Genomic DNA, 15,780 nt, shown 5'->3' with positions numbered 1-15,780 from the left:
GATCCAAAGGGCCTAATGCCGGCCCGCAGCCTAGCAATTTGGGGATTTATCCGTCAACCAGTCCGGTGCAGAAGTGGACCAGAAGCGACATCCTCGATCTGGATCATCGGCGATCCATCCCACCCGCTCGCCTGCCGGGCAGCGCCCGCGGCGGGCGCGGGCGGCGCCGCCGCGCGACCGAGCGAGACCGCGCCACGGCCCCGCGCCCGGAGCTCAGCTGTCGACGTTGATGCCGAGCCGCTGCCGGACGGTGAAATACTCCTCGCTGACCGCGTAAAGCATGAGCTCCTTGAGTCGCTCTTTCTGGGGCACAGCGGCGCTCGCGTCATCGGCCACCTTGATCATCTCCTGCGCCAGCTCCAGGTCGTTGGCCAGGAGGAACCCGGCGCGGTCGGCCGTCAGGTCGATGCCGGACACCCAGCGCTTCAGGTCGATGGCGCCGCCCTGGAGGAGCTTGGTCACGATGCTCGCCAGCTGATCGCGCGCCGGCCCCACGATGGTGGGCTCCAGGACCGACAGGTTGTCCTTCACCGGCCCCTCGAGCTCCTTCGTGATCGGGAACGTCGGCGAGATCATCTTGATCGCCGCGAACAGCCAGGCGCGCAGGCCGGTGCCCGTCGGCACCAGGTGGCGGAGGTACATGCCCGGCCGGTAGTAGGTGAGGTGGCGGGCGGCGATGAACGAGGCGGCCTGGGTCGGCAGATCCATCTGGAGCGCCGCGGCGCCGAGCACGATCGCCGGCACGTGCGCGTGAAGGAACGAGACGCCGCCGCCGTCGTTCGGGTCCTGGAACGTGAGCGGCGGCGAAAGGCCGAGGACGCCCGACGCGTAGTACAGCGTCTGCGACATCGGGTAGGGGTGGCGCGAGAGATCGATCCGGTAGGCGAGCTGGTAGCCGAGCTCCTCCAGCGGCTGCCCGTTCTTCCTCAGCACGGCCGGCTCGATGACGCCGAAGATGGCGGTCAGGAGCGGATCCGCGTCGGGATGGACGAGCGCGGTCGCCCACGCGTGGTCGTCGAGCGGCTGCTGCGCGGCCGCGGCCGTGTCCGGGCGCAGCCGCCGGAAGAAGCGCTCCTCGTCCGGCTCGGCCGCGTTCAGGCAGCAGAGCGCCTGGCAGAGGCAGAAGGCGGCGTCGGCCCGCTTCGTCTCGGTGTACAGCTTCCGCAGCAGCCGGTACGCGTCCGGCTTGTAGGGGGTGCGCCGCAGGATCGGGAGCTGCGCGGCCACCGCCTTGTCCAGGTACTCCGCCGGGTTGCTCGCGTAGAGGTTCGCCAGGAGCTCGTTCCGCTCCTCGCTGTCCGGATCGAGCGTCTGCGCCGCCTCGTAGGCGTCGATCGCCTCGCTCATCCAGCCGAGCTTGTCCTTGTAGAGGGCGCCTAGGCGGTCGAACATCTCGAGCATCTTCGCCGTGTCGTTCTCCTCGGTGGCCAGGTCGAGCTCGACCTTGAGCAGGCGCTCCACCTCCTCGTGGTCACCCTTCTCGGCGCGGAGCTCGATCGCCTCCGCGAGCGCCCGCGTGAGGGACGGATCGAGCTCCAGCACCTCGTCGTAGAACCGGGCAGCCCGGTCGAGATCGCCGAGCTGCCGCGCGCTCACGATCGCCGCGGCGTGCAGGTACTTCGCCTTCTGTCGGCTGTCGTCGATCTTGGCGGCGAGCTTGAGGACGATGTCGATGAGCTTCGACCAGTCCTTCTCCTCGCTGTAGAGCTGCATCAGCTTGGTGAGGATCTTCCGGTCGTCCGGGCGCTCGTCGAGCGCGGCCACGTAGCTCTTCGCCGCGCGCGTCCGGTCGTGGAGGTGCGTCGCGAGCAGGTCGCCGATCTCGAGCAGGAGCGCGCTCCGCTCCTCGCCGGTCACCACGTCGAGCCGCCGGTGCCTGAGGCGCACGACCTCTTCCCAGTCCTCCTTCGCCTCGAAGACCCGGGAGAGCAGGGCGAGCGGGGCAGGGGACTCCGGGACGAGGTCGGCGGCCTCGCTCAGCGGGGCCACCGCGCCGTCCGGGTCGCCGGCGGCGAGCCTCGCCTCGCCGAGCCGGAGGAGCGCCTCGGCCCGCTCCCGCTCCGGCAGGCCGGCGCCGAAGCGCTCCATGAGGCGCTCGTAGAGCTCCACGGCCTCCTTGGCCTTGCCCGCGTCGAGGTTGACCTTCGCGGCGCGCGAGAGCGCCGCCGGGTCGTCCGGCGCGAGCGCGAGCAGCGCCTGCACCGTGCCGATCGCCTTGCCGCTCGATCCGCTCTTGCTGAGCGCGTCGACGTAGCGGAGGAGCAGCTTGAGCCCCTGCTCCCTCGGCAGGGCGTCGACCCGGCCCGAGAGGAGCTCGTAGTGCCTCCCCGCCTCGAGGAACCGGCCGGCCTCGAACGCGAGATCGCCCGAGATCATGAGCCCCATCACGCTGGTCGGATCGAGGTCGACCGCCCTCGTGGCCGCCTCGGCGGCGCGCGCGTCGTCCTTCAGGCGCTCGCGCAGCAGCAGGGCCATCTCGCCGTGGAGGCGGGCCTTGGCGAGGTTGCCCTCGGCGACCTCGGCCTCGCGCGCGATGAGCTCGACGGCGCTCGTCGCGTCGCCCCGGGCCAGGTAGGCCGCGCGCAGCGCCGATGACGCGCCCGCGTTCTGCGGCTGCGCGTCGAGGGCCATCTTGTACCGCTCGATCGCCCCGTCGCGATCGCCCTTCTCCTCGAGCATCTTCGCCGCGCGGATCCAGAGATCGCCCCGGCTCTCCGCGGTCTTGGCCGACGCCGCGAGCGACTCGATCGCGCTCAGCGCCGCCGCGGCGTCGCCTGTCGCGGCCCGCACGTGCGCCAGCGACTCGAGCGCCCCGGCGTGGTGCGGGTCGATCGCGAGCACCCGCTCGTAGGCCTTGCTGGCGCGCTCGGGCGAGCCGATCTGATCGAGCAGCACGCGCCCCATCGCGAGCAGGAGCTCCTCCCGGCGCCTGTCGTCGGGCACGATGCCGAGGTGCCGCTCGTAGAGGGCGACCACGTCCTCCCACCGCTCGAGCGCGCGGTAGTGCCGCCCGAGCGCGGCGAGCGAGCCCTCGTGCGCGCCGTCGATCCCGAGGATCGCCTCGAGGGCCTCGGCCGCCCTCGCGTGGTCGAGGAACTCCTCGTCGTGGATGCCGGCGATCCGCTCGTAGAGGTTGATCTTCTGGCGCGGCGTCGCGCTGACGTCGATCTGCCGCTCCAGGTTCCGGAGCAGCTCCTTGAAGCGCCCGGTGCGGCTGTAGATGCGATCGAGCCCGCGCAGGGCGGCCAGGCTGGTCGGATCGAGCTCGATCGCCGCCTCGTAGCGGCGCGTCGCCTCGTTCAGGTCGCCGAGCCGGTCCTCGTAGAGCTCGGCGAGCTTGCACACCGTGTCGACGCGCTCCTCGCCCCGCAGCGCCTCCGCGCGCCGCTCGAGGATCTTGGCGTAGCCGGCGTGGTCCTCGACGCGCCGGTAGATCCTGAGCAGCGCGTCGCACGCCTTCGTGTGGCCAGGGTCCTCGGTGAAGATCTGCTCGTAGAGGTCGCGCGCGCGGCCCGCGTCGCTCAGCTTCGACTCGAGGAGCTCGGCCGCCGCGGCGCGGAGATCGCGCGCCTCGCCGGGGGTCGCGGCGCGATCGGCCCGCGAGAGCAGCACCTGGACGAGCTCCTGCCACTGCTGGGCGCGGCGGTAGACCTGCGCCAGCCCCTCCAGCGCCTTCTCGTTCGCCGGGTCGAGCCCGAGCACGAACTGGAAGCACGGGATCCCGAGGTCCGCCCGCGCGAGCTTCTCCGCGTACCAGGGCCCGAGCCGGTTGAAGAGCGCGATCTTCGGCTCGGCGGCCATCGCCTCCTCGGTGCTCGCCTGGCTCAGGATCTGGAGCGCCTCGGACCAGATCTTCATGTCGTTGCCGGCCGCGCGCTCCAGGTCGACGGCGTACGCGTCCTGCTCGGGGTCCTGGACGAGCGCCTGGGCGAAGGCGAACACCCCCTGGTCCTTGTCGTCGAGCTCTCGCACGTAGAGGTGCCCGATCTCGTTCAGCGCCCTGGCGCGCTCGCCCGCGCTCTCGGCGCGCTCGCTCCGCTGGAGGAGCATCTCCACGAGCTCCTCGTGCTTGCCCAGCGCCTTGCGGAGCTCCTCGAGCGCGCTGAAGGCGATGTCGTCGCCCGGATCGAGCTCGAGGAGGCGCACGTAGACGGCCTCGGCCTTGTCGTGGAGCCTCCCCTTCTCGTAGATCCGGGCCGCCCGGCAGTGCAGGAGCCGCTTCGCCGCCGCCTGGTCGCCGCCCTCGCCCGCGCTCGCGTCGACCTGATCGGAGGCCATCACGAGCGCCTCGGCGACCCGCCCCGGGTCTGCCCCCCGAGCGACGGTCGCCTCGACGGCGAGCGCGAGGTCGGTGTCGGTCGGGCTCGCGACCAGCCGGTCGACGAGGGCGTTCAGCTGCGCGTCGTCGACCGTCGCCCCCTGCTGCTGCGGCGCGCCGAGCGACTCGAGCGCGTCGAGCGCCGCGCGCGCGCTCCGCGGCCGGGCGTCCTGCGGCTTCGCGAGCAGGCGCCCCGCGAGCTCATCGATGTCCTTGCCCACCCACCCGCGCGGCGCCACCGCGCTCGGCGCGGGCGGCGGCTCGGTGAGGTGCGCGACGGCGATGTCGACCGCGGCCGCGCCCGCGAACACGGGCTTGCCCGTGAGGAGCTCGAAGAGCAGCGCGCCGAAGGCGTAGAGGTCGCTCGCAGGGCCGACGCCCTCGCCGCGCAGCCGCTCGGGGCTGGCCGTCTTGACGAGCCCCGGGCTGGACCATCCGGCGCCGAGCCGGTCGCCGCCCACGTCGATGAGGACGGGGAGCGGTTGCCCATCGCCGCCGCGGGCGACGAGCACGTTCTCGAGCTTGAGCGCGCCGTGGACGAGGCGCTGCTCGTGGAGCGCGGCGAGCCCGCCCAGGATCCCGCGGAGCAGCGGCTTGGCCTCGTTGATGTGGAGCGGCCCCGAGCGCGCGAGGCGCGCCGAGAGCGGGAGCCCGTCGACGTGCGCGTACGCGACGAACGCCCGGTCGCCCACGAGCCCGGCGTCGACGTCGCTCGCCAGGCTCTCGTGGTGCACCCGTGCGACCAGGCGGACGTGGGTCAGGAACCGGCGCACCGCCCGGCCGTCCCGGGTCACCTCGCGCCGGAGCACCTTGAGCGTCCGCGGCTCGGTCCCCCGCGTCGCCGCGTAGACCAGCCCTCGCGGTCCCTCGCCGATTTTTCTCGTGATGATGTAGTCGCCGAACGAGTCGCCGGGCGCGATCTCCTCGGGCAGGCTGATCCCCTGGGCGCCGAGGGCGCGGACGCGCGCGTCCACCTCGGCGCGTGAGGCGATGATGGCGTCGAGCAACGCCTCGATGGCATCGACCTCGACGCAATGGTCCGTGAGCGCGCGTGCGAAGGAGGCCTTGGAGGCGTTGCCGCCGATCTCGGACGGGCTGAGGCCGAGGAGGTCGGACGACAGGGCCATCATTTCATCTAGCGAGAAGAGGCGCTCGAGCTCGCCTCGGACGATATCAATGGACATAGGTCTCCTCGGGCCGAGCCCTCGTGGCGGCATGCGCGCGCAGCGGACCTGCCGTACGGCCGGGCGTGCGTCATGCTAGCGAAGCTGGCGGCTCCACGCGACCTCCGACGATCGCCGGTCCGGGCGGCGTCCCGGCGGCGCGCGGCCATGGCGGTGCTCGATGAGGGCGCTGTCTCCGCGCCGCGCGGCCGCCCCGCGCGCGGCTGCGCTCACCCCGTTTGCCGAGCTGAAACCCGATGGAAGTCAACGCGGAGTACCAGGAACCGTGGAGGAAAGTTGACAGGAACGCGGGTGATGTGCGAGCGGATGTCTGTGCGTCGAATAACGCAGTTCCTGGAGCGGACCCTGCCCATCGCGGTGCTCATCGTCGCCGTCGTGGGCGCTCCGATCATGATCTTCTCGCCTCAGGGGCTGCCGCGCCTGCGGGAGCTCGAGAGAGAGCTCGCTGACGTCGAGGAGGAGAACGCCGCGCTCGGGCGGCAAATCGAGGCGCTCCGCGGCAAGGTGGCGCGCCTGCGCGACGACCCGACCGCCGTGGAGAGGATCGCGCGCGACAACCTGGGTCTCGTGCGGCAGAGCGAGGTGGTCTTTCAGTTCTCCCGCTGAGGACTCGGGGTCTTCTGGTTCTGTCCAGGCCAGGTGTCGTGTCGGACACCAGGGCTCCTCCGCGGGAGCGCCCGGCGTGATCGCGTGAGCTCGCCCGGCGGTCGCGCCTGCGTCGCCGGGCGCCTGCGTCGCGGACGCGCGCCCCGGCTTCCGCCCGCCGTGGCGCTCCGTGCGCGCGACGGTCTCCCGGCGTCGCGCTCCCCGCGCGGGCCGCCGCGGCGACGCACGCGCGACCGCCGGGCCTCGCTTCGCTCCCTGGCGAGGTGCGATCTGCCCGCCGGCGCGGCCCGCGTCTCCTTATAGGGAGATCCTGCGCGCCGCTCGCGCGAGGCCACGGCGTCCGTCGTGGCCGCATGCGGGGCGCTGCACGCTGGCAGCGTCCTTTCTGGTATCGTGGGGCGAGTGTCGCTAGACCTGGGCCGCCTCCTCATCTCTGCCGGCGCCGTCTCCAAGGCTGAGGTCGAAGCCGCCCTCTTCGTGGCGGTCTTGCGGGGCATCTCGTTCCCCCGCGCCCTCATCGACCGCGCCGCCATCACCGAGCACGCCCTGGAGGGGGAGCTCGAGCGCCGCGGTGGCCTCGCGCTCCGGCAGGTCGTCGGCGCCCGCGATCTCGTCGCTCGCCTGCCGCGTGCCATGTGCCGCCGCCTCGGCGCCGTCCCGATCCGCGTCGATCCCGGCGCCGGCACCGTCGACGTCGCGGCCGCCGATCCGCTCGACCGCCACATCGCCGACGAGTTCACTTTCCACCTCGGCGCGCCGGTGCGCATCTTCCGCGCGCCGATCACGGCGATCGAGGAGGCCATCCGCGCCCTGGAGCTCGACGAGCGCGAGCAGGCCCCCGTCCGCTTGCGCCGCGCGACCCCGGCGTTTCCGCACGGCGCGCCCCAGTCGACCATCCCGCCGCCGCCGTCGCACGAGGTGCCCATCCCGCTCATCCGGCGCGCCTCGGTGCCCTCGTTCGACGAGCCGCCGAGCGGCAAATCAGGTCACCGTGGTCCAGCCCACAACGGCCACGCCCGGCTCGCCGGCGCGCCTTCGCCGGAGGAGCCGATCCTGCCGCTCCGCCACGCCAAGGCAGCGGCCGACGCGCGCGGCCCTCTGGACGCCGGGCGCGGCGCGGCCCCGACCCGGCGTCGTGCCACGCTGCGTGCGCCGGCGGATGCGGAGCCGCCCGCGGTCTCGTTCCCGCCGCCTCTGCCCGTGGAGATCTCGCCTCCCTTCAAGCTGCTCGCCTCGATCCTGCCCCCGAGCTCGCCGGGGCCCGACCGCGGTCTGGACAGCGGCGGGCGGGAGCCGGCCCCCTCGACGCGGCGCCTCGGCCGGCTGCCGCTCGACGTGGCCTCCGGCCTCGCGCCGCCCTCGCGCCGGAGCGCCGCCTCCGCGTCGGTCCCGCCGTCTCGCCGCGGCGGGGGTCGTCCCGAGAGCGCCGCGGCGCCGTCGAGCAGGCGCTCCGGTCGGCTCCCGGTGCTGCCCCCCGCGCCCGAGCCGGAGCTCATCGACCCCCTCGACGACGACCCGCCGCCGCAGCCGTTCGTCGATCTGAGCGACGTCATCGACGCGCTCTACCTGGCGCGCACGCGCGACGACGTCGTCCGGCTCGCGCTGCGAGGGATGCGGCTGTTCGCGGTGCGCGTCGCGATCTTCGCCGCGCATCGCGGGATCTTCCGGGGCTTCGCCTGCAACGTGGAGTTCGGCGACCAGGAGGCGCTGCGGAAGCTCACCCTCCCGATGGATCAGCCGAGCGTCCTGGCCACGGCCGTGGCGACCCACCTCTATGTCGGGCCGATCCCCGGCACGCCCACCCACGCGCCGCTGCTCGACGTCATGGTCAACCCGAGCCTCGACGTCGCCGCGGTCGCCGTCCAGGTGGTCGGCCGGCCCGCGATGATCCTGGTCGCCGACCGGATCCTCGACGCCGCGAGCGGATCGCGCCGCATGATCGAGCTCGCGCGCGCCGTCGGCGAGGCGTTCAGCCGGATCCTGTCCGCGCGCGGGTGAGCGCCCGCCGTCGGCGCGGCGCGCGCGACCGCCGCGCTCGCGCCGGAGCCGCGCTCGATCTCGAGCCGCGCCGACGCCGGGCGCGGGGCACGCGGCGGCGCGGCGCAGGAGAGCGCGTCCATGCACGCCGACGGCATCGCGCGCGTTGACGCCGCCGCGCTCGCCCCAGGCGATGCGGCCCTCGCGCGGGTCTCGTTCCTCGTCCTGCAGCGACCCTCTCCGGCGATCGCGGCGGCACCTCCTTCAGCGAGCGCGCCGGCATCTCTCTCTCCGCGGCAGCGATCGCATCGTCGAGGAGACAGCGAAGCTCGAGCTGCGCCGCGCTGCGCGCGATCCGGGTCGAGGAGATCGCGAGGATCGCGCCGCGCTGCGCGCGATCCGGGTCGAGCATCGGGGAGCGACCTGTACATGAACGCGGGTCATCTCTGCGAGCGCCGCGCTCCGGCGTGCTGCATCGCCGTTGCAGCTGCTGCGCGATCTCGCTGATCGCGCGGCGCGCCCGCGGCTGCCGCTGCCCCTGCAGCTGCCGCCGCACGCATGCAACGCGCCGCTGCAGGCGCCGCGTTGCATGCGTGCGCGCCGCGCCTTTCATCTGCGCAACGAAAGCAGGAAAATCCCGATGCTTGTCGAGGTGCAAGTGCGCGTTGCCAGAGTTCAAGAGGTGTCATTTTCCAGTGTGTCGGTACATGACGAGCTGAGCTTGTTGCGTGTGACAATAATTTTCTTGTGACAAGAGAACCAAATACACTCCTTTCGAAATTTTTTACAATCCGGAACCCTTTTTCTGAACGGCGGTCAGATTTGGCTATCCGACTGCGGGTCAAATCGGGTTAAGGCATTTGTGTCTCATCGAGTTCGCCTGGACAGCGTGATTCGCCTCCCCGAAAGGAGCTTCAAATGCATCCTGCAAAGCCGCACGAGAGCAATGTGGTCGCCCGTAAGCTCGCGTTGGTGATCGCTGGTTTGACCGCTGCTGCGGTCGGTTGCTCGGCCGACGTCGGCGACGGTAGCACCGAGGCAGTCGGCACCAATCAATTGGGATTTGACCACTTCGAGCGGAGCGTCTTCCGCGAGGCTGACACAGGCATCTACATTGTTAACGGGGACACGCCGGTCGTAGATATCAAGCATCTGCGCGAGTTCTGGGAGACGCATGTGCGCGATGGTGCGCTGATCGTCAACCAGTCAGGCGGCAGCGACATGGTCTGGACGACGGAGCAGCGGCGCAATCTCACCTACTGCGTGAGCACGAGATTCGGGAGCAACTACGAGCCCGTCGTGGCCGCGATGGCGGAGGCCGTCGAGGCGTGGGAGGCGGTCGCCGACGTCGACTTCATCCACGTGGAGTCTGCCGACTCGAGCTGCACGTCGAGCACCAGCAGCGTCCTGTTCGACGTGAACCCCGTGAACACGGGCGGCCAGTACCTGGCGCGCGCCTTCTTCCCCGGCCAGTCGAGGGGGTCGCGGAACGTCCTGATCGACAGGTCCGCTTACAACAGCACCCGGCCCGACCTCACGGGCATTCTCCGTCACGAGCTGGGTCACACCCTCGCCTTCCGCCACGAACACACCCGTCCTGAGGCCGGCACCTGCTTCGAGGACAACAACTGGCGCGCCCTCACCAACTACGACGGTGCGTCCGTCATGCACTATCCCCAGTGCAACGGCAGCGGCGACAGGACGCTCAACCTCACGGAGAAGGACATCAACGGCGTTCAAGCGCTCTACGGCGCTCCCGGCGGCGGCGGCGGTGGCGGCGGCGGTGGTGGCGGTGGCGGCGGCGGCGGCGGCGGTGGCGGCGCGCCGACCACCGAGAACTTCAGCGGCCGTGTCGCCCGCGGGGTGTTCGACGCGGTAGGGCCCGCCGAGGGGATCGAGGTGGTGCCCGGGACGACCCTCACCGTCGTCATGACCGGGACCGGAGATCCCGATCTCTTCGTGAAATTCGGCGCTGCGCCGACGGCACGATCGTTCGATTGCCGGCCGTACCTCAGCGGCGCCAACGAGACCTGCACGCTCGAGGTGCCGGCAGGCGAGACGAGGGCCTTCATCAAGGTGCACGGCTACACGGCGTCGACCTATGACATCGAGGTGCGCTACTCCGCGCCGGGGGCGCCGGAAGGCGGGGGCACCGCGACGTCCACGAGCTTCGAGGGCAGCATCGCGCGGCGCGAGACGGCATCCCACGGGCCGATCGCGGTCGTCCCGGGCACGGCGTTCCGGGCCGTGATGAGCGGCTCCGGGGATCCCGATCTCTACGTGCGGTTCGGCGAGCAGCCCACGCTGAGCGCCTATGACTGCCGTCCTTACCTCGACGGCGCGGACGAGACGTGCGAGCTGACGGTCCCGGAAGGTCAGTCGGAGGCCTTCCTGCTCGTGCAGGGATATGCGGAGAGCACGTACACGGTAGACGTCGACTACACGACCCCGTGACGTAACGGCGGAAAGGACCCGGGAGATCGAGGAAACTCATCTCCCGGAGGGACACCGAGGACAGCGAACGCCTGTCCTCGGTGTCTTCCACGATCGCGGCGCAGGGGCGCCTCCGGACCGCCCGCGCGTGGGCTCACGGAGAAGCGCGCTGGAAAAGCGCACGGGAAAAGCGCGGTGGGCGGGCCGCGATGAGAACCTGCGGCGCGCGGCGCGCCTGCGAGGAAATCGACCCCGGCGCCCCGGTGAATGGTAGGCTGCTGGCCCAGATCCTTCCACGGACGCCGCTGCTTGCCCATGCCGAACGAGACATCTCACGCACTTCGCTTCACCCGGCCGCTGGCCGCGCTGCTCGTGGAGCTCGTCGCGCTCGCCGGATGCGTTGGAGACCCCTTTCACATCGGTCACGGCTCCGGGGGAGGGATCGGCGGCGGCGGCGGGAGCGAGCCGATCGGCGGCGGTGGGAGCGAGCCGATCGGCGGCGGCGGGGGCGAGCCGATCGGCGGCGGCGGCGCCGGGGGCGGGACCGGCGGAGGGCCGCCCACCGTGCCGGTGATCTGGCCAGACTCGCCGACGAAACGCTGCTCGAACGGGACGACCGTGCTCGAGGCGTGCCCGGGACCGTCGGAGCCCTTCTTCGGACAGGACGGCAACTACGAGATCGCCGTTCCCTCCTACACAGAAGGCGACGGCACCGTGATGGACTCGGTGACCGGGCTCACGTGGGAAAAGGTGACGGAGAACGGGATGTTCACGCGGGAGGCCGCGCTCCAGCACTGCGCCGTGCTCGACGCCGAGCGCGCCGGCGGCATCGAGAAGTGGCGCCTGCCGACGCGGCGCGAGCTCGTCTCCATCCTGGATTTCGGCCACATCACGGCGTTTCCGGACATCTTCTTCACGTTCACGGACGCCCAGGGCGGCTTCTACTGGTCCGCGACCGACGTCGACGCGGACAGCACGTTCGCGTGGGGCGTGCTCGCCAGCGATGCGTCCGTCGGGTTCTTCCAGAAGGACATGTCCGGCGCGCGAGCGCTGTGCGTCGGAGGCGAGCGCGAGACGGCGCCGCCCGATCTGTCGTTCGCTGAGGAATGGGTGCTCGATAAGCGGACGGGGCTCGTCTGGCAGCGTCAGGCCTCGTTGACCCGGTTCATCTGGAGCGGCGCGCTCGAGCACTGCGAGGAGCTCACCCTCGCCGGCAAGAGCGACTGGCGGCTGCCGAGCGCGAAGGAGCTGCTCTCGATCGTCGACGATCGGCTCTCCGGGCCGGCGATCGACCGGGAGGCCTTCCCGGGGACGCCGTCCGATGTCTTCTGGTCGTCGACGCCCGCCATCAGCAGCGCCGAGAAGGCCATCCTCGTCAACTTCACGAACGGCACATCGCAGGACCACTCGGTCCGCGCTCAGCGGCTCACGCGCTGCGTTCGCTCCGACGGGTGAGCGCCGCCCGAGCCTGGCGCACCCGATCGCGAAGACCGTCGGCGCCGACCTGCCGCGCGGGCCGAGCCCGATCACGAAGGCCGTCGGCGCCGACCCGCCGCGCGGGCCGAGCGCCCAGCCCGCCGCGGCTCAGCCGCCAGGCTTGACGAACTTCAGGACGAAGCGGTCGCTCGTGCCCCGCTTCTCGCCGGCCACCATGGGCGAGGCGTTCCAGTCGCGCGTGTCCGTGGGGCTCCGGAGGAAGCTCGCCTCGGCCGCGAGCCGGAAGCCGGCCCGCTCGATCTCCTCGCGCACGACCTTCTCCTCGATGCGGTGGAGCGTCTTCACTTCGGCGACGCCAGTCCCCTCGCGCCCGGCGTGATCGATGATCGCGTACACGCCGCCGGGCTTGAGCGCGCGGAAGATCGCGCGGTTCATCGCGGCCCGGTCCGTCTCCATCCACACGGTGTCGTGGTAGAAGAGGATGAAGAACACGGCGTCGAGATCCCGCGCCTCGGGCGGCAGCGGATCGTCGAGCTCGCGGTCGACCCGGACCACCGACTTCATGACGGGCTTCTTGAGCCGCTCGCTCCACGGCTTCTCGGCGAAGCGCTCGAGGACGAAGCGGTTGTTCTGCGCATAGACGGCCCCGCCCGGGCCGACCGCCCGCGCCAGGAGCTCGGCCGTGTACCCGCCCCCAGCCTCGAGCTCCGCGACCTTCATCCCCGGCTGAATGCCGAAAAATGCGAGTGTTTCCGCGGGCTTCCGGCCGACGTCGAGCGCCCGGTCGGTGTCCGCCCGGTCGGCGGCGTCGATGACGGCGCGCAGGGCGGCGGGCACCTCGACCGAGGTGGTCTGGGACGGTGCCGACGCGGTCGCGTCGCTCGGGGGCGGGGTCGCCGTGGCGGGCGCCGTGTCGGGCTGGCCCGCCGGCGTGGCGAGCGGCGCAGGAGGCGGAGCAGCGGGAGGCGCGGCGCCGCACCCGGCGAGCGCGGCGAGGGCAAGAGCAAGGAGGGCGTGAGGGCTTCGCACGCCGCGCTGTTAGCCGAGCGAGCTGAGCGACGCAAGCGGGGCGGTCAGGGCAGCGTGGCGGCGGGCGCAGCGCCCGCAGGAGAGGCCGCGGCGGGCGCTGCGTCGGCGGTGGAGGCCGCGGCGGGCGCTGCGTCGGCGGTGGAGGCCGCGGCGGGCGCTGCCTCCACGGTGGAGCTCGCCGGCGGCGCCGGCGTTCGCAGGGGCAGGAGCGCCGCCTGCACCGCGGGAGCGAGCCGCGGCTGCGCCACAGCGGCGGCGTGCTGCGCTGCCGCGGGGGGCGTCGCGCTCAGACGGCCCCGGCCGACGCGCACGCTCGCGGCCGCGATCCCCGCCAGCGCGGCGCAGGCGATCGCCGCCGCGAGCAGGCGCTGCCGCGTTGCCCCGGCCGCCGGGAGGGCCGCGGCCGGCACCGAGGGCGACCGGAGCTCGTCCCGCGGCCGCTGCGACGAGGAGACCGCCGCCCTCACGGACGGGGCCAGCAGCGGAGCGAGCGAGCTGTCGTCGCCGGACGCCGGCGCCACCGCGTGGAATCCGCCGCTCAGCGGCGCGCTCGACGGCTCCGGCAGCGCCGCGCCGTCCGCGTCGAGCGGCTCGTTCTCACCGCCGAGCGCCTGCGCCGCTCCGTTGAGGCGCCGCGTCACGCGCAGGGTGAAGGGGCTGTCCGCGTCGGCGCGCGCCAGCTCGCCCCCCTCGAGATCGTCGTCGCCGTCGGGGAAATCGGACGCGGGGGGGCCCGACGCGGGGGCTCCCGCCGGGCGCGACTCGGGCGGCTCCTTCAGCGCCGCGCTCACGAGCGCCGCGAGGTCCTCCGGCGCGCCGATCTCGTGGCCGGGCTCGCGGAGCGCCTCGATCGCCTCCAGCATGGCGCGCGCGTCGTGGAACCGGTCCTCCCGGCGGGGCGCGAGCGCGCGCGCGAGGAGCGCCTCGAGCGCGGGGCTCACCTCGGGACGCAGCTCGCCCGCCCGCAGCATCTGCCCTGCGCGCGCCGCGGCCATGCGCGTGGCGGCGCTGGTCCCGGAGAACGGCCGCGTGCCGGTGAGCATCTGGAAGAGGACCACCCCGAGCGCGAACAGGTCGGCGCGGGGGTCGACGCGCTCCCCGTCGAACTGCTCGGGCGGCATGTACGTCGGCTTCCCGACGAGATCGCGCCGGATCGCGTCGCCCGCTCCGCCTCGCGTGGCGATCGCCACGCCGAAATCCCCGATCTTCACCGCGCCGGCCAGCGAGATGAGCACGTTCCCAGGGCTCACGTCGCGATGCACCATCAGCCGCCCCTCCGCGGCCGAGCGCTCGTGCGCGTAACCGAGCCCCTTGAGCACCTCGGACGCAACGAAGAGCGCGACCGGCACCGGGACGGCCTCCCCCCGCGCCCAGAGCCATTTGCAGAGCCGCCCGAGATCCGTTCCGGACACGAACTCGAGCACGAGGTAGAAGTCGCCCGCCTCGTCGACGCCGAAGTCGAGCACCTCATCGATGTTGGGGTGCTTGAGGTGGGTCATCATGCCCGCCTCGGCGATGAAGAGCTGCTTGAGATCGTCGCTGCCGGCGTGCATCGGGACGATTCGCTTGATGGCGACCGGGGCCTCCTCGCCGTCCGGCCCGAGCGCGACCGCGCGGAACACCTCGCCCATCCCGCCGCGCGCCATCCGCGGTCCGACGGCGTAACGCCCCAGAACAAACCCCCTCGATGGCGCGCTCTCCACGATGCCCGACTGTAAATGGCACCGAGGGGTGGGGTAAAGGGGCGACCGCGCCCGACCGCCGGAGATGCTGCGGTCGATTGCACAAATCAACTCGTGGTGTGCCCTCCGCGCCCGAAACCCGGATGTCATGAGCGCGGGCGTAGCGGCACGCCCACGACGAATGCGCGGCCGGCCCGGCGACACAGCACGGGGTGGGCCGACGTGTGTCGCCGGGCGCGGTGCATGTCGCTGGATCTGGGCGGGTCTGGTACAAGTCCGCTCAGGACATGATGCGCGCTGCCCCGAACGATCCGACTCCGGTTGTCTTCATCACCGGCGCTTCCGCTGGATTTGGCGCTGCGATCGCCCGTCGCTTCGCTGGCCTGGGCGCCCGCCTGATCCTGGCCGCGCGCCGTTACGAGCGCCTGGAGGCGCTCGCCGCCGAGCTCACCGGCGGCGGGGCGGGCTCGTCGCCCGGCGATGGGGGCGGGCGGGCGGCCGCGGTCCACCTCGTCCGGCTGGACGTCCGGGACCGGGGCGCGGTGGACCGGGCGATCGCGGAGCTCCCGCCGGAGATGTCCGAGGTGTCGGTGCTGGTCAACAACGCGGGCGGCGCGATCGGCCTCTCGCCGGCGCACACGGCGGACCCCGACGACTGGCAGCAGATGGTCGACACAAACATCAACGGGCTGCTCCACTGCACGCGGGCGCTCCTGCCCGGGATGGTGGCGCGCGACCGGGGGCACATCATCAACCTCGGCTCGGTGGCCGCGGAGACGCCGTATCCCGGGAGCAACGTCTACGGCGCGTGCAAGGCGTTCGTGGCGCAGTTCTCGCTGAACCTGCGCGCGGATCTCCTCGGCAGCCGGGTGCGCGTCACCGACATCGAGCCTGGCCTCGCCGAGACGGAGTTCTCGCTGGTGCGCTTCAAGGGCGACCAGGAGAGGGCCGCCGCCGTGTACCAGGGAGTGAAGCCCCTCTCGGCCGAGGACGTGGCCGAGGCCGTGATCTGGTGCGCGACGCTCCCCGAGCACGTCAATGTGAACCGGCTGGAGCTGATGCCCATCATGCAGGCGTTCGCCGGCTTCGCCGTGAAGCGGGGCTAGGTCCACGT

10 protein-coding genes are annotated in these 15,780 nt (G+C 72.3%); 6 read left to right on the top strand and 4 right to left on the bottom strand.

What is annotated here, in order from left to right; genetic code table 11:
• Positions 1–213: 213 nt before the first annotated feature.
• Complete coding sequence (locus tag WMF28_RS19350; RefSeq protein ID WP_437603721.1) at positions 214–5,502, bottom strand: protein kinase domain-containing protein; 5,289 nt, start codon at positions 5,500–5,502, stop codon at positions 214–216.
• 306 nt (positions 5,503–5,808) lie between these two features.
• On the opposite strand from WMF28_RS19350, the gene WMF28_RS19345 reads away from it, so the two are divergent.
• The 3 genes from WMF28_RS19345 (at position 5,809) to WMF28_RS19335 (ending at position 8,836) form a co-directional block, all read left to right on the top strand.
• The gene (locus WMF28_RS19345; RefSeq protein ID WP_437603720.1) at positions 5,809–6,108 is read left to right on the top strand and encodes an FtsB family cell division protein; all 300 of its coding nucleotides are present in this window, start codon (positions 5,809–5,811) and stop codon (positions 6,106–6,108) included.
• A 402-nt stretch (positions 6,109–6,510) separates the two neighbouring features.
• Complete coding sequence (locus WMF28_RS19340; RefSeq protein ID WP_437603719.1) at positions 6,511–8,106, top strand: hypothetical protein; 1,596 nt, start codon at positions 6,511–6,513, stop codon at positions 8,104–8,106.
• A 460-nt stretch (positions 8,107–8,566) separates the two neighbouring features.
• Positions 8,567–8,836, top strand: coding sequence for a hypothetical protein (locus WMF28_RS19335; RefSeq protein WP_437603718.1), 270 nt, complete (start codon positions 8,567–8,569; stop codon positions 8,834–8,836).
• A 116-nt stretch (positions 8,837–8,952) separates the two neighbouring features.
• Here the strand turns inward: WMF28_RS19335 and WMF28_RS19330 are convergent, their stop codons facing one another.
• Complete coding sequence (locus WMF28_RS19330) at positions 8,953–9,237, bottom strand: hypothetical protein (protein ID WP_437603717.1); 285 nt, start codon at positions 9,235–9,237, stop codon at positions 8,953–8,955.
• 24 nt (positions 9,238–9,261) lie between these two features.
• On the opposite strand from WMF28_RS19330, the gene WMF28_RS19325 reads away from it, so the two are divergent.
• The gene (locus tag WMF28_RS19325; RefSeq protein ID WP_437603716.1) at positions 9,262–10,539 is read left to right on the top strand and encodes a pre-peptidase C-terminal domain-containing protein; all 1,278 of its coding nucleotides are present in this window, start codon (positions 9,262–9,264) and stop codon (positions 10,537–10,539) included.
• Between the two features lie 294 nt (positions 10,540–10,833).
• Positions 10,834–11,973, top strand: coding sequence for a DUF1566 domain-containing protein (locus WMF28_RS19320; RefSeq protein WP_437603715.1), 1,140 nt, complete (start codon positions 10,834–10,836; stop codon positions 11,971–11,973).
• A 129-nt stretch (positions 11,974–12,102) separates the two neighbouring features.
• On the opposite strand, the gene WMF28_RS19315 is transcribed toward WMF28_RS19320, so the two are convergent.
• Both WMF28_RS19315 and WMF28_RS19310 read right to left on the bottom strand, forming a co-directional pair.
• Entirely contained in the window at positions 12,103–12,984 is an 882-nt protein-coding gene (locus tag WMF28_RS19315) for a class I SAM-dependent methyltransferase (RefSeq protein WP_437603714.1), read from the bottom strand.
• Between the two features lie 44 nt (positions 12,985–13,028).
• The gene (locus WMF28_RS19310) at positions 13,029–14,630 is read right to left on the bottom strand and encodes a serine/threonine protein kinase (protein ID WP_437603713.1); all 1,602 of its coding nucleotides are present in this window, start codon (positions 14,628–14,630) and stop codon (positions 13,029–13,031) included.
• A gap of 323 nt (positions 14,631–14,953) precedes the next feature.
• On the opposite strand from WMF28_RS19310, the gene WMF28_RS19305 reads away from it, so the two are divergent.
• Positions 14,954–15,772 (top strand): SDR family NAD(P)-dependent oxidoreductase, encoded by an 819-nt coding sequence (locus WMF28_RS19305; RefSeq protein ID WP_437603712.1) that lies wholly within the window; start codon positions 14,954–14,956, stop codon positions 15,770–15,772.
• The last annotated feature ends 8 nt before the right edge of the window (positions 15,773–15,780 follow it).

It is taken from the genome of Sorangium sp. So ce590 (genome assembly GCF_051521365.1).
In the GTDB taxonomy this organism is placed as follows: Bacteria; Myxococcota_A; Polyangia; order Polyangiales; family Polyangiaceae; genus Sorangium.
Note: the sequence above shows the minus strand (reverse complement) of the source record. Positions and strands in the feature narration are given on the sequence as shown.